Annotated in this window: 15 protein-coding genes, 1 other RNA gene and 1 pseudogene; 6 read left to right on the forward strand and 11 right to left on the reverse strand. The window is 48.7% G+C overall.

Annotated elements, in window-relative coordinates; translation table 11 throughout:
• Positions 1-63 precede the first annotated feature (63 nt).
• Entirely contained in the window at positions 64-1,692 is a 1,629-nt protein-coding gene (locus tag ACE99V_RS09760; RefSeq protein ID WP_400490890.1) for a peptide ABC transporter substrate-binding protein, read from the reverse strand.
• Between the two features lie 360 nt (positions 1,693-2,052).
• On the opposite strand from ACE99V_RS09760, the gene ACE99V_RS09765 reads away from it, so the two are divergent.
• The 5 genes and pseudogenes from ACE99V_RS09765 (at position 2,053) to ACE99V_RS09785 (ending at position 7,373) form a co-directional block, all read left to right on the forward strand.
• Complete coding sequence (locus ACE99V_RS09765) at positions 2,053-2,931, forward strand: LysR family transcriptional regulator (RefSeq protein ID WP_400490891.1); 879 nt, start codon at positions 2,053-2,055, stop codon at positions 2,929-2,931.
• Positions 2,932-3,051: 120 nt separating this feature from the next.
• Positions 3,052-4,119, forward strand: a complete 1,068-nt coding sequence (locus ACE99V_RS09770) for an AbrB family transcriptional regulator (RefSeq protein ID WP_400490892.1) — start codon at positions 3,052-3,054, stop codon at positions 4,117-4,119.
• Between the two features lie 31 nt (positions 4,120-4,150).
• Complete coding sequence (locus ACE99V_RS09775) at positions 4,151-5,224, forward strand: isocitrate/isopropylmalate dehydrogenase family protein (protein ID WP_400490893.1); 1,074 nt, start codon at positions 4,151-4,153, stop codon at positions 5,222-5,224.
• 49 nt (positions 5,225-5,273) lie between these two features.
• A pseudogene (locus ACE99V_RS09780) lies at positions 5,274-6,572 on the forward strand (tripartite tricarboxylate transporter permease); the annotation flags it as partial.
• Between the two features lie 15 nt (positions 6,573-6,587).
• On the forward strand, positions 6,588-7,373 hold the full coding sequence (locus tag ACE99V_RS09785) for a class I SAM-dependent methyltransferase (RefSeq protein WP_400490894.1): 786 nt from the start codon (positions 6,588-6,590) through the stop codon (positions 7,371-7,373).
• A 26-nt stretch (positions 7,374-7,399) separates the two neighbouring features.
• Here ACE99V_RS09785 and ACE99V_RS09790 read toward each other — a convergent pair whose 3' ends face one another.
• From ACE99V_RS09790 to ACE99V_RS09820, 7 genes are all read right to left on the reverse strand, one after another.
• On the reverse strand, positions 7,400-8,122 hold the full coding sequence (locus ACE99V_RS09790; RefSeq protein WP_400490895.1) for a response regulator: 723 nt from the start codon (positions 8,120-8,122) through the stop codon (positions 7,400-7,402).
• A 23-nt stretch (positions 8,123-8,145) separates the two neighbouring features.
• Positions 8,146-9,741, reverse strand: a complete 1,596-nt coding sequence (locus tag ACE99V_RS09795) for an ATP-binding protein (RefSeq protein ID WP_400490896.1) — start codon at positions 9,739-9,741, stop codon at positions 8,146-8,148.
• A gap of 617 nt (positions 9,742-10,358) precedes the next feature.
• On the reverse strand, positions 10,359-10,862 hold the full coding sequence (locus ACE99V_RS09800; RefSeq protein ID WP_400490897.1) for a type II toxin-antitoxin system PemK/MazF family toxin: 504 nt from the start codon (positions 10,860-10,862) through the stop codon (positions 10,359-10,361).
• Between the two features lie 3 nt (positions 10,863-10,865).
• On the reverse strand, positions 10,866-12,305 hold the full coding sequence (locus tag ACE99V_RS09805) for a TIGR02679 domain-containing protein (RefSeq protein ID WP_400490898.1): 1,440 nt from the start codon (positions 12,303-12,305) through the stop codon (positions 10,866-10,868).
• Positions 12,283-16,482 (reverse strand): TIGR02680 family protein, encoded by a 4,200-nt coding sequence (locus ACE99V_RS09810; protein ID WP_400490899.1) that lies wholly within the window; start codon positions 16,480-16,482, stop codon positions 12,283-12,285. Before ACE99V_RS09810 ends, ACE99V_RS09805 begins: the two co-directional genes overlap by 23 nt.
• A gap of 14 nt (positions 16,483-16,496) precedes the next feature.
• Positions 16,497-17,723: a TIGR02678 family protein gene (locus ACE99V_RS09815; protein ID WP_400490900.1), complete on the reverse strand. Its 1,227-nt coding sequence runs from the start codon at positions 17,721-17,723 to the stop codon at positions 16,497-16,499.
• A complete protein-coding gene (locus ACE99V_RS09820; protein WP_400490901.1) occupies positions 17,716-19,230 on the reverse strand; it encodes a TIGR02677 family protein in 1,515 nt (504 codons plus the stop codon). The genes ACE99V_RS09815 and ACE99V_RS09820 overlap by 8 nt, the downstream gene beginning before the upstream one ends.
• Before the next feature lie 178 nt (positions 19,231-19,408).
• On the opposite strand from ACE99V_RS09820, the gene ACE99V_RS09825 reads away from it, so the two are divergent.
• Positions 19,409-20,332, forward strand: a complete 924-nt coding sequence (locus ACE99V_RS09825) for a hypothetical protein (protein WP_400490902.1) — start codon at positions 19,409-19,411, stop codon at positions 20,330-20,332.
• 754 nt (positions 20,333-21,086) lie between these two features.
• Here the strand turns inward: ACE99V_RS09825 and ssrA are convergent.
• The 3 genes from ssrA to rnr form a co-directional block, all read right to left on the reverse strand.
• Positions 21,087-21,441: a transfer-messenger RNA gene (gene ssrA / locus ACE99V_RS09830) on the reverse strand.
• 164 nt (positions 21,442-21,605) lie between these two features.
• A complete protein-coding gene (smpB, locus tag ACE99V_RS09835; RefSeq protein WP_400490903.1) occupies positions 21,606-22,079 on the reverse strand; it encodes an SsrA-binding protein SmpB in 474 nt (157 codons plus the stop codon).
• A gap of 65 nt (positions 22,080-22,144) precedes the next feature.
• Positions 22,145-24,568 (reverse strand): ribonuclease R, encoded by a 2,424-nt coding sequence (gene rnr / locus ACE99V_RS09840; protein WP_400490904.1) that lies wholly within the window; start codon positions 24,566-24,568, stop codon positions 22,145-22,147.
• Positions 24,569-24,612 lie beyond the last annotated feature (44 nt).

Genomic DNA, 24,612 nt, shown 5'->3' on the forward strand with positions numbered 1-24,612 from the left:
TAGCAAAAAAACATCAAACAGAAAATCATTCGTTACGATTTCCCGTTTGATGTTTTCCCTTGGTTATTCAGTTATATCCGCCCATTTAAAATCTTGGAAGCTCAGGCTATCATGCAAAACATCTTTCACTTTGGGCGATTGAACCCACATGTCTGTGTAATAGTAAATGGGCGCAACCGGCATTTCATCCATAAAAATTTGTTCCGCTTGCGCAAGGAGTTGCTTACGCTTTGCTGGATCCATTTCTTTTCCCGATTGATTGAGCAAATCAACAAACTGTTTATTTTCCCAGAAGGTGTTGTTATTTCCGCCATTCTTGTCTTTAAACAGTTCAAGGAAATTGATCGGATCATTAAAATCCCCTGACCAACCGGCACGGGCAAGCTGGAAGTTTCCTTGGTCGCGGGTTTCGAGGAATACTTTCCACTCCTGATTGACGATTTTCACCTCAACGCCTAACGTTTGTTTCCACATGTCTTGAACGGCTTCTGCGATCTTCTTATGACCTTCGCTCGTGTTATAGATCAGAGTAAGTTCTGGAAGCTTTGTGATGCCAAGCTCCTTCATCCCTTCCGCAAGCAGTTGTTTTGCCAACTCTGTATCATTATCCTTAAAATATTCGCCTTCATGCACCGCCATGGTTGGAGGAACAAAGCCCATTGCCGGCATTTCTCCTGCCTGCGATACATTTTCGGTAATCATTTTGCGATGAATCGCGTACGAAAATGCTTTGCGGATTTTTACATTGTTAAACGGCGGCTTTTCTGTATTGAAGAGATAATAGTATGTGGCAGCCGTAGGTTTTACCTGGAGCTTGCCCGCCTCTTGAAGAGGTTTCACAGCGTCAAGCGGAACGCCTCCCATAGGTTCCCCTACAAGATCAAGCTCTCCATTTTCAAACATGGAAAGTTCGGTATTTTCATCTTCGATCATCGATACTTCAATACCGTCCAGTTTCACTGCATCTTTATCCCAGTAATTTTCATTCTTTTTCATAACAATTTTCGATTTATGCTCCCAGGTTTCCAATACAAAAGGGCCATTCCCAACAAAAGATGCTGCTTCATTTGCCCACTCTGCTTTTGATTGAACCCATTTCTTGTTTACGGGATAATACGTGTAAAAGCCAGTCAACTCAAGGAAATATGGCGTTGGATTTTCTAGCGTAACGACAAGTGTTTTATCGTCGACAGCTTTCACACCCAGCTGATCAAAACCGATTTGTCCACTGTTTGCTTTTTCGGCGTTTTTGATATAGAAAAGCTGGTAAGCATAATCGGATGCTGTCTTCGGATCGAGTGCCCGCTTCCAAGCAAATTCAAAATCATGAGCCGTTACTGGATCACCGTTGCTCCATTTTGAATCACGCAGATGAAACGTATACGTTAATCCGTCTTGTGACACATCGATTTTTTCAGCTACGGCCTCATGCGGCTTTTCATCAAGTCCCGTGCGAGTAAGACCATCAAACAATGCTCTTGCGATTGTACCGCCCGTCGTGTCGGTAATGAGTGCTGGATCAAGACTTGGTGGTTCAGCTGTGGAATTTGTGCGCAGAATTTTCGATCCGTTGGCATTTGATGTTTGCTGTTGACCACTAGCTACAGGTTGTGCAGCTTCTTGAGCGCAACCGGTTAGAATTGTCGAAATGAACATGGCAGAACTAAGGAACATCATTCGTTTTTTGTTCATGGTTGTTATCCCCCTTTTATAAAGATTTTTACAGTTGCGAAAACCACCTTTGCGTCATTGTAGCAAGCGAAAATAAATCGTGAATAAAATTTTGATTATTAAAAATAAATATTATGGTCATAATTATTAAGTTAGCTATGTCCAGACGTAGGCGGGGGGGATTAGAACCCTCTTCCAAAACGGCGACACATTCATACTCCGAAGTGACTACAGATGCTAAGAAAAAAATTTAGAAAAATGAATGATCTTCTTCGAATATGGTATATACTGCAAATCAGAGCAGGTAGAAGTAAGAGAAAACAGTGGCGGCTCCCGGATCAGGGAGGAATCTCCGCTGTTTTTCTTATTGGGGGATATGGGATGGAAAATCGAGATTGGTTTATCTTACAGGAATTGTACCAACACAAAAACATTACAAAAGCCGCACAGAGCTTGTATATATCTCAGCCGGCTTTAACCAAGCGCATACGGCAAATCGAAAAAGAATTTGGCGTTCAGATTGTACATCGTGGAAGAAGAGGCGTTCATTTCACTCCTCAAGGGGAGTACCTGGTGAAATGTGCCGATGAAATGCTGTTACGGCTGAGAAAAATAAAAGAACATGTATGGAATATGGATCGTAATGTTACCGGCTCTCTGCGTCTGGGTGTTTCCAATTATTTCGCCCGGTATAAACTTCCAGGAATATTAAAGCGGTTTAAAGATGAATATCCTGACGTCGAGTTTAAGGTTTTCACCGGCTGGAGCGCAGATGTTTACAAAATGGTGTATAACCAGGATGTTCATGTTGGTTTTGTCCGCGGCAATTATCAATGGCGGGATCAGAAACAGCTCTTGTTTGAAGAAACGATCTGCATCGCTTCGAAAAACAAAATCGCCATCGAAGATCTGCCCCTCCTGCCGAGAATTGAATATGAAACCGATCATTTGTTAAAAGCATTGATTGATAATTGGTGGGCGGAAAATTACTCGCAGCCTCCATCTATTGGCATGGAGGTTGATAAAGCGGATACCTGCAGGGAAATGGTTCTGAGCGGATTGGGATATGCCATTCTCCCGAGCTTCATCTTATCCGGAAGAGACGATTTATTCACCATCCATCTTACCGATCAGGAGGGAAATCCCCTTTTGAGAAAGTCGTGGATGTTTTATCATCAGGAATCCCTGGAATTAAAGATCGTCAACGCATTTGTCCGTTTTTTGGAAAATTTGGACTTGCAGGATTCACACTCTTGTTAGCTATTCGAATTTTTGATTGGTAACAATAACTTATCTATATTTTTCATTTCCTGCGATCTCTTTTACACTTAGCCTACATCGAACTTGATACCGCAAGTCTCAATACAAACGGGAGGGTCTATGCTGCAACGCTTGCTTCGAACACTACTCATCGCAGCGACAGGGGGAGCCCTTTTTACCCTGATTCATTCTCCTCTTCCCTGGTTACTTGGACCTTTGGTTTTGACTGTCCTGGCAATATTTCTGGGATGCAACACGCTTTGGGTTCCTGCGTGGTTTCGCAAAGCGGGGATAACCATTGTCGGAATTACCATGGGGCTTCGCATTACACAGGATATCTGGCAGACGATGATGGATCATGTAGGTCTCATGCTGATTGCCACCATCATCACGATCTGCTTCGGTATTCTGAATGCGTGGATCATGCATAAGGTGCACAAAGTGGATGTGACCACTTCCATCTTTAGCAGCATTCCCGGGGGACTGGTAGAGATGGTGAATGTCGGGCAGAATTTGGGCGGCAACCTGCCAATCATCTCGCTGTTTCATTCCATTCGGGTCGTCATCATTGTGCTGCTTACGCCTTTTATCGTCACCCTTCTGCCGAATCAGCCCGGCTTTTCCCTGATCCATTCCGGGGGGCATGTGCTCGGAGGTATACCAACCCTATGCGTTCTCGCAATCGGAGCGGCAGGTGCGCTGGCTGCTGCCCGCTGCAAGGTTCCCGCGCCTTTCTTACTCGGACCCTTGCTGTTTACCACGCTCGTATCGCTTAACACAACATTTTTGGGTGGTACGCCTGTATTGTCCGATGCCATTGTCAACACGGCGCAAATATTCATCGGGGTCAGTATCGGACTTGATTTCAGACGGGAAGATTTAATCAGATACCGAAGGCTTTTCCTTTCAGGGTTGGTCCATTCCCTCTTCTTAAGCGCGGCGAGTATTCTGCTGGCTGTTTTTCTGGCGAACACGACCCGTATCGATCTGATCACAAGTATATTGGCAACGGCACCGGGAGGCATTGCCGAAATGAGTTTGACCGCCCTGGCTACAGGGGCTGATCCGCTTTTGGTTACCGCCTTTCAACTGTTTCGTGTGTTGTTTATCGTAACGATCTTCTCCTTTTTCATTCGTTCCTTTGTAAAAAATGTCACACAGAAGTCTCTGCCGAAAGAAGTCGAATAATGGAATGGAATAAGAACGGAGGTATGCACGTATGGGAGACTATCAAATAGCGGTTTTGGAAGGCGACGGTATTGGTCCGGAGATCGTTGGAGAAACGATTAAGGTTTTACACGCTGTCCAAAGAAAAGTGCGGGATTTGCGTATGGAGTTCAGATATCTTCCCGTTGGTCTGAAATCATACAAAACAGATGGATCCACTCTGCCGAATGAAACGATAGAGGGTCTGGCAAAATGTGATGCGGGCATTCTGGGTCCTGTAACCACACATATTTACGACACATCTGATCCTAATATGGTCAACCCAAGCGGTACATTGCGAAAATATTTTGATCTGTATGCCAATATTCGTCCTGCCAAAAATTATCCCGGTGTTTCCAGCAGATACGAACATGTGGATCTGGTCATTGTACGGGAAAACACGGAAGGAATGTATGCAGACCGTAATCTTCACTTTGGCACAGGAGAATTTATGCCCGACCCGGATACGGTGCTTTCTTTCAGGGTTGTGACCAGAAAGGGCAGTGAACGCATCGCGAAGGTTGGGTTTGAATTGGCACGATCACGCAGAAAATCATTGACGCTGGTGCACAAAATGAACGTGCTCCGAAAGGGATGCGGCTTATTTTATGACAGCTGCCAAAAAATAGGGGCAGCGTATGAAGACGTAGCGGTCCGTGATTATCACGTGGATGCTTTTGCGTTGCACCTGGTCCAAAGACCGGAAGTTTTTGATGTCGTGGTGACGACCAATATGTTTGGGGATATCCTCTCCGATCAGGCAGCCGGCTTGGTCGGCGGGTTGGGATTGGCTCCAGGGCTTAATCTTGGCGATCATTTCATGATTGCTCAGGCAACACATGGGTCTGCGCCTGATATTGCGGGAAAAAATATGGCAAATCCGATTGCGGAAATATTGTCTGCCGCCATGATGCTGGAATGGCTGGGCATCAGAAATCATGATCAAAGTGCATTCATCGCAGCATCCATGATTCAAGCCGGGGTGGCTAAGACTCTTCAACAAAACAAGAAGACCCCTGATTTGGGAGGAACGCTTACCACGGAGGAATTCGGAGATGCGCTTGTCAGCGTAATCGAAAGTTCGTGAAAAAAATCAAAAAAATAATAAATATGGAGTTTATCCGAAAAATCCGAATTACGGGGCGATGTATGGGGGGTCCACGACTTCCATCCTGCTCAATACACCCGGTGAGTCTTCCTCCGTTGTGACTACGCTGGACGGTCACCAAATGGCCAAACAAGGAAGAGCGGGATCGGCGTTGGCTATTTCGGCGATCGGTTCCTTCGTGGCCGGTATCGTTGCCTTGATCGCACTCATCTTTTTAGCCCAACCCCTTTCCCAGATCGCCATTACATTCGGTCCGGCGGAATATTTTTCGCTGATGATCCTTGGCCTGTGTGCGGTCAGCGGCCTCGCGGGCAAATCAATGACAAAAGCGTTGATGATGACTGTTTTTGGATTGCTGTTGGGAACCATTGGCATGGACGTTGTATCTGGTGTGACACGATTCACGTTCGATTTTCCGATTTTATATCAGGGACTGGAGTTTTTGACGATCGCCGTCGGTTTGTTTGCCCTCGGGGAGGTATTTAAAACCATTTTGGAGAAAGAACAGAATGCGGGGACCATCGCGCGCATTACCAGAATTACACCCACGAAGCAGGAATTAAAGGATAGCGCCGGTCCTATTGTCCGCGGGTCTTTTTTAGGTTTCTTCATTGGCGTATTGCCTGGTGCCGGGGCGACATTGGCTTCCTTTTTCTCCTATATCGTGGAGAAGAAAATCAGCAAGCGTCCGGAAACATTTGGCAAAGGGGCCATAGAGGGTGTCGCCGCACCCGAATCCGCCAACAACGCCGCTTCCGGCGGGGCGATGATTCCGCTCCTAACCTTGGGAATACCGGGTTCAGGGACCACAGCGATATTAATGGGGGCTCTGATCATGTACAACATTCAGCCGGGTCCCTTGCTGTTCGAGGAACATCCGCAGGTTGCCTGGGGATTGATCGCAAGCATGTTTATCGGCAATATCATGCTGCTCATCCTCAATCTGCCGCTGGTAAAAGTGTTCGCAAAGATTATTGCAACCCCGCCCAAATATTTGATTCCGATGATTGTTGCCATATCGGTATTCGGTGTTTACGCGGTCCAATTGAACACATTTGATCTGATGCTGTTGATCGCTTGCGGCATCGTCGGATACGTGCTTGCCCGTCACGACTATCCGATCGCCCCTATTGTGCTTGGATTGGTGCTCGGACCGATGATCGAAAACAACCTGCGAAGAGCGCTGACGATATCAAACGGGGATCTGATGATCTTCTTGCAAAAACCGGTCTCCGCTGTTTTCTTGCTCATCGCAGCCTTGTGGATTGCTGTACCCATCGTATTGAAAATGAAAGGAAAAAATGTGGTTATGAACGAAGAAGCGTAAGAATGGAGGGTACCAATGTTTAAAGATGATAAGATCAAAGAGGCCGTACAAAACCAATTTGCCAAAAATGCCGAAAAATATGTAAAAAGTGAAACGCACGCAAAAGCTGACGATCTCAATCAGCTGGTAGAGTGGCTAAGTCCCGGTGCGGACTGGCTATGTCTTGACATTGCGACAGGCGGAGGTCATGTTACCAAAGCGATCTCCCCTCATGTCGCGCACGTATTTGCGACTGACCTGACACAGCCCATGCTGGAGGCCGCCCAAAAGCATCTGAAAGAGTCCTGCGACAATGTTTTTTATGTCGTTGCCGATGCGGAAGCGCTGCCATTTTTGAGCGAAACGTTTGATGCGGTGACATGCCGGATCGCGGCACACCATTTTCCAAATCCCCAAGCATTTGTCAATGAAGTGAGCCGAGTGTTAAAACCGGGGGGGAAATTTTTACTGATTGATAATATCGCACCGGAAGATAAACAGCTGGATCTGTTTGTCAATACGCTGGAAAAATTGCGGGATGAAAGTCACGTGAGGAGCTATTCCATCGCGGAATGGATGAACTGGATCAATGATTCCGCTTTGCGCGAGCAGCAATCGTTGATTCGCAAGAAAACGTTCCCCTATCCGGTATGGGTAAGACGTACGGCAAAATCGGAGCAGCAGGTTCAACAAGTCACACAGTATATAGAAGCGGCTGAAAAGGAAATACATGAGTACTTCTCGGTGGTTGTCCAGGACGGTCAGATTGTCTCCCTGCAAGTGGATGAGTGGATGGCCCTGTTTGAAAAACCACGCAAATAATAGATTCGATCCAAGGGGCTGCTCTTTCAATCAGCCCCCTGCGTTTTTCCCAACCACTTGTACTTTCTTTCTGGACGCCCTACTGTACCGTATACGGTCTCGACCTCAACTTCATCGATCGAAACCAAATATTCCAGGTATCTTCTCACTGTTGAATGACTCATTCCAGCCAGGCTTGCCAAATCATCTGCATTGATGCTGTGAGCGACCATCCGCATTTTGTCCCGAACCAGCTTTAATGTAAGTTTGTCGATTCCTTTCGGGTACTGGACAACAGCTTCGTCCGGCTTTTTTGCTGCCGCTTTATTCGCTGTGGGAAACAGCATGTCCACTTCGGTTTGATCCATGTATTTGGCGTGCTTCAACTGCCGTCTCGTCAACGCGAATTGTTCCAATGTAGCTAAAAATTTGTCGATGATAATCGGCTTTATGATATAGCTGATCGCTCCGCCGCGAATGGCCTCGCTAACCGTGTCAACATCATTGGCGGCCGTGATCAGAATGACATCAATGCCTCGATAATTCTTTCTGACCTCACGCAATAAATCAATCCCGTTCATATCAGGCAAAAAAATATCCAACAAGAGGAGATCCGGTGTGAAAACTTGCAGCAGTTCCAAGGCGTGTTTTCCTGTAAAAGCTTTGGCAATCACTTGGAACCCCTCTACTTTTTGCGTGAACTGCTCGTAAATTTTTGCGGCAATTTCGTCATCTTCCACGATCATGACTCGAATGGGGTTTTCTGACAAGACGTCCACCTCCAGACTCTGTCTTACTGTTTCGGAACAACAATCGTAAATCTCGATCCGCCTAGCGTGCTCCTGGCCAGATACATTTGTCCATTTAAAAGCGCCAGGGAGTTTTTTACGATCGCCAGTCCGAGTCCGCGGTTTTCACCGGATTTCGTTGTGAATCCGTTCTCAAATATTTTCCTTTCATGTTCCTTGGGAATCCCCTGTCCATTGTCTTCGATATCAAAAATGATATCGCGACCCAAATCGGTAAACGAAACTTTTACGGCAGCGTCAAGACCCTTGTTCTCCAAGGCAGCCTCAAGGGCATTGTCAATCACGTTGCCAAGGATCGTCACGAGTAATTTGGTATCGATGGATTGTGGAATATCGGTCAAGTTGCTCTCATGATCAATCTCCAACGAAACTTTCAGCTCTTTGGAACGATTCAGTTTGCCGAGCAAACAGGCGGCAATGTACGGATCCTTCACAGAGGACATGAGGAAAGCGATAATGTCCTGTCGTTCTTTTACTTCATCAGAGATTAAAGCAAGTGCCTTGTCGTATTCTTTTAGCTTTAACAAGCCATAAATGGTGTTTAAACGATTCAAATATTCGTGATTTTGCGCACGCATGTTTTCTGAAAAGGTGCTGATTTTTGTCATTTCATCTGTTAACTGCTCGATCTCCGATTCGGAGCGGAACGTAAACACAACACCCTCCACTTCATTATCCTTAATGATCGGAGAATAATCGATCACAAAAATTTCGTGACCCAGCAATATTTTATGGTGGTTTTCTCCCTGGTTTGTTTGAATTACTCCGTGAATGATCTCCAACAAATGGGGATTTGTAATCTTTCCACCGATGGTCAGATGATTTTGCTGCAAAAGTTCACGAGCCCTTTTATTCATGGAAACGACACGACCGTGCATGTCGACGGCAACAATCGCATCACGAATCGATTCCAGTATGGCTTCTTTTTCCGTAAACAGAAAGGAGATTTCTTCCGGTTCCAGACCGAAAATCAGCTTTTTTACGCGACGGGCTATGATGATGGCACCGACAACACCAATGACCAAGAGGAGCAGGGAAAGCTGAATGATTTTCTCTTTATATTCCTCTACTCTTTCCTCCACTTCATCCATGACAAACCCGACCGATGACACTCCGATCGTTTCCCCGTTTTTGTCGATAATGGGTGTTTTCGCTTTAATAGCCGGTCCCGATATACCCGCTCCTCGATAGATCACTGATTTATTTTCCAGGAAAACGGGATCGTTGCTCGTTCCCATCGGTTGGCCGATATTTTCAGGATTATAGTGAGAATATCGAATTCCTTCCTTATTTCCGATTACAACGTAACTCGCCCCTGTCTCTATGCGAATCTTCTCCGCAATGGGTTGAATTACTTGCGAAGGGTTTTCATCATCGAACGCGTCGATAATCCGCTCGTTCATGGCTGCCAATTTTGCGACAGTCATGGCTTGCTGCCCGAGATAGCGATCGATGATATCGTCAAGAATGAGGGAAAAGAGCGTATTTCCGATAAACATGCTAAACAGTACGACAATAGAGATCAGCAGCACCAACTGCGTTAACAGACTGACTCTGCCCTTTTTCCTGGAGGAATTCATAAAAATGACCACCTTTGTAACGCCTGCCGCGATAATGTAGCCAGTTGCTATTACCCATTATAAACCCTTTGTTCGCAGTGTTCAGCAAGTGGTTATTTGATTTGACCATCGTCCGCTCATGCCGATCGTCATCACTTCTTCTTCAAGCCTCTCTTTGCTCGGCCACGCCTCTGTCGGATTCCGATCCGGGCTCCCCCCGCTTCGCTTCGGTCCCTCGCGGTGCGAACCCAGGGGGGCCTCACCTCCCCACGCCTCGTACATAAAATGAAAAAACGCCTCCGTTTTCCATATAACGGAAGCGTTTTGCAGTGCTCTCCACAAGGGTGCTTTTATTTTATGTATGGTGGAGGCGGTTCGTGGCAGATTAATCCACGATCCTCAGAGACATGTTAAGAAGACCTCCTCTTACGCAAGGAGGTCTTCCGGGGCTTTCCCCATATCAATCCGCTACATAGCCAATGCTATGGGATCAATGTAATGATATTATATGCTGTAAACCAAAAAATATGACAAAAGAGCAACTATGATAGTTGCTCTTTTGGGATCAATTAGGTTTACGTGATTGCTCACGGGATCAATGCTTTCACTATGAATTATTGCATGACAAAAAGCTTCTGTCAAGTTTCGTTATGTCTTGTGGTAAACAATTTCCTAATTGCCTCATCAATTTTGACTATGTCTTGATGACTTACGGAAGCTACCCTTCCCTTTACTCGTAACGGATACGTGATTCTTCTTAAGCTTATCGTTCGAATCTGTTCGATTAGCGCTGTGTTATTAAAGTGCTCCAGATCGATATGGAAAAAGTATTCATCGTTCAGGCGCTGTGTCGTTAGTGGCACAACTACGGCGATTGGAGCTTCTTTTGTGCTCCATAGAAGAACAACTGGCCGGTGCTTATTTTCTTCGCTACCTATATTTTCCCCCAATTCTGCCCAATAGATTCCCTTTCGGAAAATGGGAAAATGAAAGGATGGTTCCGAACCAAATGCTAACATAGCTTTCAGTTTCATCCACTTTACAAATTTCACAGCTTTTTCACGATCCGTTTGTATGGTAAGTATCTCTTTTATCTCACTCCATACCTTATCAAAATCCTCTTCTTGCGATCCCTGAAACAATCCCTACACCTCCGACCCGTAAGCTTCCACCCAATCATGCAATAGCTCTTCAACAAACACTTCCTGATGAACCTTTGACGCAAGCAAACTCATACGGGTACAAAGGCTGTTATCCCAATCAACCGTCATTTTTTGCAGTTGCTCTTTCTCCTGATCCGCCAAAGTCATACCGTAATGAGCGAATCTTTCGTAATCCGCCACGCTCATCCGCCACGGCACAAAGTGCTTCCCATATCTCCGCGCAAGTCCTTGTGCAATAGTCAATCCTTTTACATCGAAATCTCCAGAATAGTGAAGCCGCACGTCATTTTGGTCACTTGCCTCCAAACAACGGTCTATCAATCGAATCGTTGCCGCACTCGCTTGTCCGTTTAAACAGATTAAAATCGGAGCGCTATCATAGGACGAACGGTTCCTATATTTCTCATATTGCAGCGTTCCATCCAACAAAGTCGCAAAGACCGAAGGATTTTCAACTACATACAGGCCGGAGAATTTTGGAATGGCAGTCAATCTCTCTACCTGTCTCAGTGTTAGAACAAGCTCTTCACTCTTTTCTGTCAGTTGCGGCGCAAAGAGAATGACTTGGGAAGAGATATCATCGTCAGCTATGCCAGCGAATCGATACGTTTTTCGAATTTCTAAGCTTCTGACTGGATCAGCCACATGAATCCCGCCCATGTCAATTATGCCGGACGACTCCCATTCATCGTCAGCATCCATTGAGTCGAGTGAATCGTTTGGCTTGTCATCCGATACCTCTGAAAAAATCTCTCGAAGACCGTGCCACAGCAATCGTCCGGCAGGATTTTTGAAATCAAACGCGTGGGCGTCTCTTGCAACCTTCGCAGCCAGCACGGGGAGGCGAATCAAAATGCCGGAAACTTCACCGTCATCCTGTACAATCTTTTTCTGCTTCCTCTCCCACACACGGCTAAGCGCATCCAGGCAGTATACAAATTGTTGACGGGCATCTTCCGGATTTTGCACATGTAGTCTGCGCAAAATCCGGCTTCCTTGTGCTGCTCCTATACGCAATCGTTCCACCCATTCGACGATCCGTACCGGCAATTGGCCACACCTCATTGCCTTCAACGACTCATCGATAAAGTGATTCCAATTTCTCTCAGCTTGTTGTTCCCGTTCGGCTCGCGTCAATACCTCCTGCCCATCCAAACAAGCAAGCAATTCCTGAATCGTGAAGCCGCTTTGGTGCAAGATGTTTTCCAGTTTTCGTATCGAGAATTTCAAATCTTCCCCAGGCTTCTGTAGTTCTCTCAGTAGTCCTCCTAACACATCGCATTCTTCGGAAGTAAGCTGTTTCACTCGAATGAATCCGGACAAGCCTCGCGCACGATAAGTGGCTCGAACAGCATCTAAAAATCGCGCAAGCCCAGGCTCGGAAAAAAATGCCTTGATCTCATTCATCCGTAGTTCGTCCATATCCATTCTCCTCACTTGCAGCCGCCGCTTCATCAGTGGGAAACAATTCGAGTCGCTTTCCATTCCAGCGATAGCGGAACAACGTAACAAAGTCGGCATCATTGGGGCGATAGATTTCCACCACAGACAGACTCGGGACCGTATCATAACAACCCCAGAGCACCTGCGAGGTCATCATGTAGTCGAAATTCATTTCGGTCAGGAGCTTGAACAAGTCGCGGATATTTTCTTCGTCAACACCGGCAAACGCCTCGTCCAGAGAGATGATTTTGGGCGCTTCGGGACTGGCGTCTGCGTACCGTGAATACGTAGCGGCAAACAGCGGGATGTACATCGACATCGCTTTTTCGCCACCGCTCATCACGTTGAATCTCGAGTCGGTCAACTCCCGGTATCCTGCCTCCCCGCCCTTTTTGTACCGAAGCATAAACTGGAACCACGTCCGGTAATCCAGGATCTCGTAAATGTGTTTGCGAAGCGACTCTCTCTCTTCCTGTGCCCCCTGTTTCGCCCACTGGATCCGCGAGCGGAAATGCTCGATCATTCGTTCAACCTCGTCTTCCCGCAGCAGCCGCGCATCCCGGCGCAAAAGCTCCACCAATTGCTCGGCGTTCATCTCTTTTTCCGACTGTGCGGCTTTGGGGACCCATTGCAACTGCAATTTCAATCCGCTTGAGGTGTTGCGCTCTGCCATCAGCCGGTTCATTTCCTTGATCCACTGTTCGGCACGCATAATGCGCTGGCGAATCGTTTTGCCTACGCTGCGCAAGATAATTTCTTCGTAAAGCTGTCGATCCTTTTCATCCAGCAAACCGGACTGCTCCAAAATCAGGGCGTTAATCTCCTCCAGCAGGGCAGACGGGGTTTGCGGTCGCAACCGATCGCGCATTGATACAACTGTTACCCGCCCGGTCTTGTCATCAACCACGGCTTCCAGCGCATAATCCATTAATAATTGGCGGACCGCATTAAACTGATCGAGCAACGACGAAGTCACGCTTTCGCGGTTTCTGCCCGCCGAGGAAGGCTGCAATTCCTGATAGACGGCTTTGCAAAGGCGAAATACCTCAAGATCGTCCCATTCCGATCTGGATACATCCGTCCAGTCCGCTACAAGCCCCAATGACATTTCTCCATTCCATCTTTGCATAGCGCGTTCTACTGCCTGTTGCAGTTCGTCGAATTGACGTTTTCTTGTCTCGAGTCGCTCCATGTACCGCGCCCGATCTTTTTCCGCCTCTCTTATTCTTTGGTCTTCGTCAACGATTTGTCCTTCCAATCCTTTTTTCTCTGCATGTAACCGGGAGATGCGTTCATACAAATCGTGGATGCCCAACTCCTGCATGTGGCGACGCAGGCTCTCGACCTTTACTTTCAAAGAGTGATATTTCTCCTCCAGCTCGTACGCCAGTTCTGTTTCATTTTCAACTTCCGACAGCAGTTCCTCTGCCTCTTCTTGCAACCTCCGAATGGTTTGAGCCGACTGCCTGTACTGTCTCCACTCCGCATGCAAATCGGATAGGCCGTTCAAATAATGCTGGATCGTTTCTCTCGCTACTTGCAACTCTCCGAGGTTGTTGAGGCGGGACCATTGCTCGGTGCTGACTGCCAACTCGATTTTCAGCTGCTGCCAATGATTGTTCTTTTCCCGCACCCGATCGGCCATCCGCTGCGCATGGGCCATCACCGCATTGAGTCGGTGCACGGCTTCGGCCAGCGCGTCCAATCGCTCTTGAGCCAGCTTGTCATCCGGAAACGCCTGCACATCCTCATCCACCTGAGTAATGGCCACCTGGATTTCACTTACTTGCTTGGATAACTCCTCCAGTTGTTGATCACATGCCTCTATCTCGCGCTGCAACCGTTCAATTTCCGCCAGCTTGAAGCGACGGCGGGCTTCCTTACCGATAAAACGGGCTGGCTGGGTATCCGTCACACACCCGCGAACCGGCCCAAATTGAAAGAAGGAGGAGCCAATCCAGATAGACGTTGTGTCCAACTCTTCAAATTGCGGCGTGTCGTCTACCTCTCTCCAGGCAAACGTCCGCAAAACAGCATCGATCATTGCTTCATCCAGACCTCTTTCCGGCGATGGAACAGGCTTCAGCACATCGGCGAGGGTATACCCCCATTCCACTGGCGCAGGTGTAAGCCATACTTCTTCCCCTTCTTCGAGTCTGCCAATACGTCCATCAGGGGTTACCCATGCGTCAAGCAAACCGCAAGCGCTCAGTACTCCTTCGATGCGGGCTCGCTCCTCCTCGGTCCAGTGTCCCAGGAAATCGCACACCGCATAAAGCGGTGCCCCTTCTCCTGCACCCCGGCTAACACGCGAAGCTGTTCTAGCGTCGCTGCGTTCCGGCTCCGGTTCACGGCTCTCCCGCCAAGCCTGCTGCTCCCGCTTGTGATCGGCCCGCTCTTCTTCGATCCGCTGCATGTCGTGGCGGAGTTGCCACTCCTGTTCCTTCCATTGTCTCCGAATCTCTTCTGCGGTTTCTATTACAGGTTGCTTCACACTGGCGTAATTCCTGTTTGTCACAGAAATAGCAGAAACCGCCTGCAAAATCCGCTGGAACGTCTTTTCTTCAACAGCAAGCCCTTTCACTCGCTGTTTCCACTGAACAATCTCCTCTTTTAGCTGTTGCAGGGCCGCTTCTGTCTGCTTTTCAGACTCAACCTTCGCCAGTTCGGCTGCGTCACGTTCCTGACGTATGGCTCCCAGTTCCTTCTCCAATTCCTGCAGACTGTTCCACGCTTCCCGCTCTGCCTGCGCAATCTTCCATGCATGCTCGATCGCTTCGCGGTGGCGGGCCACATCCTTTTTCCACTCAAGAACAAATCTGTCTTCTTCAGGAGGATGTTGGTGCCAATAACGATGGTAGACATCGTGCTCGGCAAGTTCCATCTCCCTTGCCAGACTCTCCAGTTCCAGCAGCTGTTCTTCCTGGGCGCGCAACTGCTCTGTCATTAGACCTTCATTCCGCACGATTTCCGATTGCATCCGGTCCTGACGCTGTCTTAGTCCATTAATGCGTGCACGCGATTTGTGCAAATACTGCCCTGTTTCGGCAAAACTCCCCTCCATCGCTTGCAGTTCTCTATGCTTTTCAATGGCTTCATGCCGATTCAATACATCCAGATCTGCATTAACTTCTTGCAAACGGACGCGGTATCCCTGCAACCGCTGATGGGAATCCGATAATTTTTGTTCAATTTCACTGCACTGAGCTTGAACTTCTTCAACATGCTTCGCAGCTTCGTCCGCTTTTGCTTTGGCATCAAGCACCTCCTCTGATGCTTGATAGAGGAGAAATCGATTATAACGGTCATATGATTTCTCCAGCTTTTCCAGCTCGCTCTGGTGCAGCTTTAGCTCATCCAAACGATCCGCGATCTGGTCCATATCTTCCAAAACCTCGGAAAGTGGGCGCAAGTCATCTTCCTGGAGGGGCGGCAGCGCTTCCGTCAAGATATGATAAATAGCCGATGGTTTGAAATCTTTGGACAACTTCGGGCTGCGTAGCTGGATGATCAAGTTCATTAAATCGGCAAAGGCCTCGCTGTCGTAAAAGCCAAATAACGCTTTGTTCACCAGATCGCGGTACGCTTTTTGTTCCTGTACCACCTGTCCCCCGGCACCGATCCTCGCTTCCAATTCACGTCGATCAAGGGGGTATTTTCCTTTCCCCTCCAACCAGGCAACCCGGTCATACAACCAGAAATCCTGGTTCACCCGGCGGCCGTCGTCCAGCAGAAACCCCCAAAAGCTTACCTGGGAAGCAGCCCTGCGCGCACGCAACCCGATGCCGATCGTTTTGTATATGCCTTTTTGCGGATGATGGAACTCCATCCATAAATACCCGATACGGTCGGTATGTTTGCCATCATCGCCCAGCAAATAATATTCAACGCGTCGGTCCCGTGAGCCAAACGGGTCCAAACGCTGCGGCCGCTTGTCGCCATCCAGCACCAGCGGGAGGAAGCTTTGCATCGTCACTGATTTTCCCGCGCCGTTTGTCCCACGCAGGATGAGACGCCCTTCCTCCAGTGAAATTTCTTCATCATCGTACACCCAAAAATTGAAGATGCCTGCCCGTGCCATCTCCCAGCGGTTGCGTGTCTGATTTTCAGCAACAGCAGCGGTAGACTCATTCAACGATTCATTTTCAAGCTGCATGAATCTCCCTCCCCTTATTCCAGATCTTCTGCTTGATAGTTGCCATTCCAACGGCCCAGCACGGGGGAAATGGCGAACCGGTTTTCATCCTGCCAACGTCCCAATCCCCATTCACTCATATGCCTGGTCAAAGCTTCAGCCAATTCTGCCGCTGTCATCTCCTGGTGCTCCTTGCTCCAGTATTCTTTGTAGCGTTGGCGCAAAACAAGCAACAGATTTTCCAAATCCGTGCGGCCAAGCACCATCTCCCCATTTTGTTCCACATACCAAAGCGACGACTCAGCATGCAGCAGCCGTCTCAATTCTCCCGCTAACAGCAATACCAAATCGGATATAGCCGACATGGTGGGAAAAAGATCTCCGTCACTGGTGGAGTCTGGATGAAAAAACAATAATCCTTCCCGATACCGGCTTCCTTCCCAGCCAAACATGGTACGGAGTTGCTCGATCAACGACCTGCGCTGGGTAATGACATAGTACAAATCGTCCGGATCCCAATCCTGATCCAGGATAACCGGCTCCAATAAAAGCCTCCTGTAGACACGATGCCGACGCCTTCTCATTTCTCCGTCTGCTGTGTCCGTATAGACCATCTGGATATTGAGTTCATGAATTTCAGTGAAGCGTGTAAGCTCCTCTGGAAAGTGACGCAGCACATATCGGACATACGGGGTGCATTCGTAGAGGACATTGTTTTCATCGTTGTGGGCCCAATCCTGCTCATCACCATCCACCGCGATTAGCACCCCAAGCTGTTTGAGCTTCTTTAATGCACGCACCATCGACAAACGGTGGTGATAGAGTTCCCAATCGACATGCAGTCCCGTTCCAACCATCTGTTCCCGGATTTGTACCACCATGTCTTTTAACAGGAATTGGTCCAACTCCGTTTTCCCTTCCAAAAACCATAATCCGTAGGTAAAAAAGGTATAATCCCTCGGCTCACGAAATTCCTGGATGCCCATCCACGGGTATGCCCGCAACGGAGCCTTGTCCAATTTTGCCATGGCCCTGGTCAGGATCAAGGGAAATCCGGCGTATTCCGCAAACCAGTCCCTCAGTTCACGATACTGGTCGCGAATCCAGTAAAACAACTCCGGATCCTCCTCCTTGGTGATCCACGGTCGGTTGAGCAGAGCAAGGGCGCATGCCTTGCGTCTTTCCCGCCACACATCGTCTCCTGCTCTGCCTTGCATCCGCATACGACGCAGAGCCCACGACCGAGTACCGCCTCTACCCATGAACCGTCTCCTCCTTATAAGGCACGTCAAACCATAGCGTATAGTCGGGCATGTCCAGTTTGCCGTCTTCACACAGCAACGTTGTCATCTCGCCGGACTGCGCCAGTTGCAACCGCACTTTGATTCCCTCCGCTGTAACAAACGAACGGGAGACATTTCCCATACAGCGGCCGATCCAATGCAATAACCGCAAACGCGTCTTTGCATCGACTACACCCAATTCAGAGATGCGTACCTGCTTCTTCCTAGCCATCCGGTGGACAAACTCTCGCTCCTCCTGAAGCTGCCGCTCAATGACGGCCCTTGCAGCCTTCTTTCTGTTCTCCGATTGTCTAACCGGTTCCGTTTCCGAGCGCGAAAGCCTTTTCCGGCTACGTGAACGAACCCCCCGAATCTTGGGCACTTCATTCCACATGGAAATATCGGCAAGATCGGTCGTACGTTCGTCCTCGCCTTGCAGATGCCTGCTGGGGAACAGGCCAAACGCATACGCGGCAAGGCAGTGTGCGTCATCCAACGAAGTCAGGCTGTCAAACCACTGTGCCAAATACTCCAGTTCTTTCTTCCGGCTGATTCCAGCCCGTTTTCGCTCTTGCAGCCTCAATGCACAACGAACCACTTTCGCGATCGTCTCTTTGGTTGCCCGCTCCAGTAATACAAGCTCGCTCTGCTCGCTTCCTTCTCCCAAAAACCATTTTCTCAGATTTTGCCAACCTTGTCGTAAGGAATTGGCCATCTCTTCACGTGAAAAGCTTTCTTCCAACCGGGGCTTTCGCATCTCGTCACCCACGACTTGCTCCATAAACGTTTCAGCCACAGAAGGGGAGATTTTCTGCAGATGCCCTTCAATTTGATAGGCTTTTTTCTGCAGCCCTTTGATAAAATGCTGCAAATAGTCGGTCAGTTTGTCTTTCATCAACAAAAACGCTTCAGTAGCCATCATCTGTTCTGCTTGAATCGAATGCATGCTGGCGATGAAGTCAGCGGCATTCTCATGCATGGTTTTAAATGCCTGATACAGTTTTTCCCAGCAAACCGATGCTTCCCCTTCCTGAAACAGCCCGCCGCTTGCTCGTACAGCTACCAGACACTCCGAAATCGTATCAAGGTAAGTCGTCTCCAACGACCCGCCGTACCCCTTGATGGTTTCAAGCGTTTCCAACATCCGCTCGATTTCGATTGAATATGGTGTCAGTACATACTGACTCTTCTTTCTCATATACTCTTCCACAGTTTGGGCACGGCCGCCATCGTGTCTGGACGCAAGATTGCGCCATTCTTTGAGTTGCTCCAGATCTGCCTGGCACTGTTCAACTGTATATCCTTCCAGTATCCCCCACTGTTTCACTCCTTCGAGTACCTCTTCTACCCGGAGCCAGTAGCGTAGCCGCTGGTATTCCTGATAGAAATAACGCATCACAGCCCGATATCGAGCTACATTGTCTGCGTTTAAATAACGAAATTCGGGAACGCCTCGCAGCATTGCAGGTGACATGGAATGGTCCATGGAGATGATCCTCCCATCCGATTTTTCTTATCGAATATGGTAAATGTGAATATGAAAAAAATCCACGTTGCTACAGTTCGGCAATTATTTCCCCCTTTCATTAGTTAAGTTAATTGTGGTTCCTATTCATCTCTACATGATAGAATTAAAGAAAGATTAGTGTGCGGAGGTAAAAAATATGACTCGGCGAGGATCTAACGAAGAAAATAGGATGACAGAGAACCAGCATTTATTTGCCGATATTCAAAGAAATTGGAAGAAGTATCAATCATACGCCCAATATAGCGGCCTCCAGTGCCGGAACTGCAAAAGAAAGGACACATTTGCTTTTCATGCCCACTATCGGGGGCGCAACCGCTATAAATGTAAAAATTGTGGAGCAACTTTGAATGATTTATCCCAATCTCTCATGCACCGCAGTCGCCACCCGAAAAAATGGCTTGAATTTATGGAGATGACGGTTAAAGGAGCAAGTTTAGGGCAAATGTCAAAAAAATTAGGGCTGAGTAAGGTAACCCTTTACCGCTGGAGAAAAAAGTTTTTGCAACTCGCAACTGATTTTTATCAACAGCGATTGCAAGGGGTCATTGAAGTCGAAGAAGTAGCGCTTACTAGTCAAGCAGGAGCCAAATTAATTCGCGGTTCAAGAAAAGAAGGGAAGGATAATGAACAAATCTTTCTTCTAGTAGCCAAGGATCGACTGGGTAACTACCTATTCCGGATGAAGCGTAACCGTTCAAAGCTTTGGCGATCTTTTTTGAATCAAGTTCAAAAAAGATCAAAAATACTTGCAAATGTTCCCAAGTCGGGGCTTCCGAACAACATTGTTCCCAAACATGTATGGTTCTTTGGCCCACCGGAAGGACTGACGACAGTAGAGAAACGAGATTGGAATAGTCCGGTTTCTGAATTCCTACGCCATTTTGCTCAAGAAAGTTCGGTTTATCGGGGCCTATCAAGCAAATATCTGAAAGGATTTCTAAGCATATTGGCATTAAAACATAAACTGCATAAAATCTCCATGGAACAACGAGAAGCATTTTTTATGTACACGCTACTGACGAATAATATGAGAGCTGCAAATGAACTGGTTTTTAACTGAAACCAGCTCGACTGTTGTGTATTCGACGAGCAAATTATTTGTGACAAATCTGTGAACGTATTTATTCTTGCTATCTTGACCACATTTAAGTTATATAGTTGATGTTTTTATTTAATTGAATTTTACGAAATATTTCTAATAAAAATAAATTTTAATAATTGCGACAAAATAAAAACAGTCATCACAGAGGATATCCTGCGACAACTGTTCGCTACGTTCAAAGATTATGTAACTCAGAAAAACATTACGGAAATCAAGAAGTTCATTAGCAGTTACGTTGAAAAAGTGATTGTCTACAAAGATCACGTAGACGTTATATTCAAACTCAAAATTGTGGATATGTATGGTGGAGGCGGGGATATAATGGGAACTTTCCATTTTCCCTCCGTCGCCTAGCCTCCGCTGTCTTCTCAGCGGAAAGTTCCCATGCGCTCCGTCGTTCCACTCCTCCGCGAACGAACCTCCCATCCGTTCGGACTTGTGAGGTCAAATCCTGCTCCCTCACGTACATAAAATAAAAAGCACCACAAGGGTGCTTTTATTTTATGTATGGTGGAGGCGGGGGGATTAGCGATATCTTCATCTTATTGCTCAGTCGCACAGCTCCTTCGCCTTTTATGGATGATATCGATGCGTTCAGTCGCTTCGCTCCTTCACGGACGAACCTCCCGTCCGTTCGGACTTGTGAGGTCAAATCCTGCTCCCTCACGTACATAAAATAAAAAGCACCACAAGGGTGCTTTTATTTTATGTATGGTGGAGGCGGGGGGATTCGAACCCCCGTCCGAAAACGGCGATACATAAGCATCTCCGAGCGCAGTCACTCATTTGGAGTTCGGTACCGGATTCGCGGAGTGACGCGCTGACCCGTTACCTAGCCTGATTGATCTTCTTCCTTTGGCCCCAGGCGGAGACCTCCGGCGTATCCCGCTAGAAGTGAGCGCTAGTCACGCCACACGGGCGATGGAGTGGTAGCGCCTCGCTGGTTATTAGGCAGCGAGAGAAAGTTGTTTGTTGCCAGTTATGGCTTTCCGCGTTGATGACGAGGTCCGCAGCCCCCCGGCTCGCTTCTTATGCTCTACCATCCCCGTCGAATCCAAAACGCCCCCAGGATGATAATGAAAAGGAGATTAGAAAAGTCTAGGCGAAGAAGGCAACGTTTCCACACCTAGACTGTTTTTCTTGAATCAACTCATTGCCTTATCAATATAGCACATTTGCTGCACAAAACTCAACGTAGATTTGTGCCAGGCCTGCCAGCGTCCGCCAGCAGCTACACTTTTTGCCGCTCGCGCAGTGCACGTTCCACGTCCCGTGCCGCTTCCTTCTTCTTCAGGTCTTCGCGCTTGTCGTAATTTTTCTTGCCTCGCACCAAAGCCAATTCGACCTTGGCCCAACCGCCCTTCAGGTAAATGCTGAGCGGAACGAGTGAATAACCCTTTTCCCGGGTGAGACCGCGAAGCTTGAGGATTTCCAGACGGCGAAGCAGCAGCTTGCGCGTCCGCTCCGGCTCATGGTTGAAGCGGTTGCCCTGATCGTAGGGACTGATGTGCACATTGTGCAGCAGCACTTCCCCGTTCTCGACACGGGCAAAGCTGTCTTTCAACTGTACGCGACCCGCACGGATGGATTTGATCTCCGTGCCGGTCAGCGCGATGCCGGCCTCGAAGACGTCATCAATATGGTAATCGTGGCGTGCTTTTCGGTTTTGGGCCACGGTCTTGTTGCCAGCCTTTGCCTTGGACATGGGATCACCTCCCTGCGTGATTGGTACCAGTTAGTCTAGCAAAAATTGTGCGGTGTGACAAGATGCTACCGTCGTTTCTTCTTGGCCTGGCTGACCACCTGTTTCTTCTTGTGTTTCTTGGCGTGGACGAGATCTTCCCAAAAGGCTTTTTCCCGTTTCGGGCTTTCTTCTCCGCCTTCTTCCATGGGGATGACACCGATCTCTGCAGTCGCAATCCGGTTTTTCCGCTCGCTGGCACGCTTTCTGCGCGCAGCCGGATGTTCCTTCTCTTTTCTGCGCTCCGGTTTGGCAGTGGCTCCGCGTTTTCCCCCGCGACCGTCGATTACTTTAGCCGTTCGCTCTCCGCGGGGACGGTACTGGTTGCTCTTTTTCATCCCGACAATCTCGAAGTCGATGGCCCGCTCGTCTACGTTGACGTTGGCGACACGCACCTGCACGACATCGCCGATGCGGAACTGTTTGCCCGTCCGCTCGCCGACCAGCGCGTACATCTTTTGATGGAAATGGTAATAGTCATCCGTGAGGTAACTGACGTGTACCAGCCCCTCAATGGTGTTGGGCAGTTCCACGAAGATACCAAACGAGGTGACGCCGGAAATGACGCCCTCGAACTCTTCGCCGATGCGCTCCAGCATGTACTCCGCCTTTTTCAGGTCGTCCGTCTCCCGTTCCGCATCCACTGCCACACGCTCCCGCTGCGACGAGTGCTCGGCGATCAACGGCAGGTGTTCCCGCCAGTGTCCGGCACGCTCCTCCGACATTTCTCCACGCTCCACCCATTCGCGTATGAGACGATGGACGATCAGGTCGGGGTAACGGCGAATCGGCGAGGTAAAATGCGTGTAAAAGTCGGTGGCCAAACCAAAGTGCCCCAGACTCTCGGTGTCGTAGCGGGCCTGCTTCATGGAGCGAAGCATAACCGTGCTGATGATCACTTCCTCCGGTGTCCCCTTCACTTCCTCCAGCAGCTGCTGGAGCGCGCGGGGATGGACGGAATTGCCCTTTCCGCGTATGCTGTAGCCAAAATTGGTCACAAACTCCATAAACGCCATCAGCTTTTCCTGGTTGGGATCCTCGTGAACACGGTAGATAAACGGCTGTTTCATCCAGTGGAAGTGCTCAGCTACCGTCTCATTGGCGGCAAGCATGAATTCTTCAATGATCTGCTCGGCGATGGAACGCTCCCGGAAGCCGATGTCGGTCGGGGTTCCGTCTTCGTTGACGTAGATTTTCGCCTCGCGGAAGTCGAAGTCAATGGCCCCGCGCCGCATCCGCTTGGCCCGCAATTTGAGCGCCAGCTCCTCCATCAGGCGGAACATGGGAACGAGCTCGCTGTACTTCTCGATCAACGCCTCGTCGTTGTCTTTGAGGATGCTTCGCACGTCCGAGTAGGTCATCCGTTCATTTGTTTTGATCACGCTGAGGAAGATGTCGTATTTGACCAGGTTGGCGTCCTTGTCCAACTCCATGTCACAGCTGACGGTCAGGCGGTCTACCTGTGGATTCAAACTGCAAATGCCGTTGGACAGGCGGTGCGGCAGCATCGGAATCACACGGTCCACCAGGTAGACGCTGGTCCCGCGACGGAACGCTTCCTGGTCGAGCGCGGAGTTTTCCCTTACATAATAGCTTACGTCGGCGATGTGAACGCCCAGCAGATAGTTTCCGTTCGGGAGCTTTTCCAGCGAAACGGCGTCGTCCAGGTCCTTCGCGTCGACTCCGTCAATGGTTACCATCATTCGATCGCGCAGATCCCGTCTCCCTTTGATCTCTTCCGCAGAGATTTCGTCAGGGGCGGCATCCGCCTCTGCCAGCACATCCGCGGGGAAAGCCTCCGGAAGCCCGAATTTACGGATAATGGACAAAATGTCGACGCCCGGGTCGTTTTTATGACCAAGAATTTCGATGATTTCCCCTTCAGGATTGACCCTGCCCTCCGGATAGCGGACGATCTTGACGACGACCTTATGTCCGTCAACCGCCCCGTTATAGGCCGTTTTCGGAATGAAAATGTCCTTCCCCACCCGTTTGTCGTCAGGAATGACGAAGGCGTAATAGGTCTCGTCCTTAAATGTTCCGACGATCTCTTTCATTCCGCGTTCGACGATGCGAATAATCCGACCTTCCAGCCGGTTGCCCCCTGTTTCCTTCTCCACCCGAGCCAGCACAATATCCCCGTGCATCGCACCGTTCATATCGTTGGCATGAACGTAAATATCGGCTTCTCCCGGTGTTTCGGGAATGACAAACCCAAACCCTTTTGGATGGTTTTGCAGACGGCCGCGCACGAGATTCATTTTTTCCGGCACACCGTACCGGTTGGCACGGGTGCGGATGATTTCGCCGCGATCCTCCAGGGTATTCAGGGTTTTCACCAATGATTTGAATGCGTCAGCGTCCTTTATTTGAAAAGCTGCTTCCAGCTCCGCAACGGTCATCGGATGGTAAGCCTGTTCCCGCATGAACGAAAGTATGTCTTGTTCTTTCATGAAATCAAACCTCCTTTGCACAAGACTGTGGTGTCCGAAAAAGA

Origin of the sequence: Brevibacillus soli (assembly GCF_044759095.2) — a bacterium.
Classification (GTDB): Bacteria; Bacillota; Bacilli; order Brevibacillales; family Brevibacillaceae; genus JBIYSM02.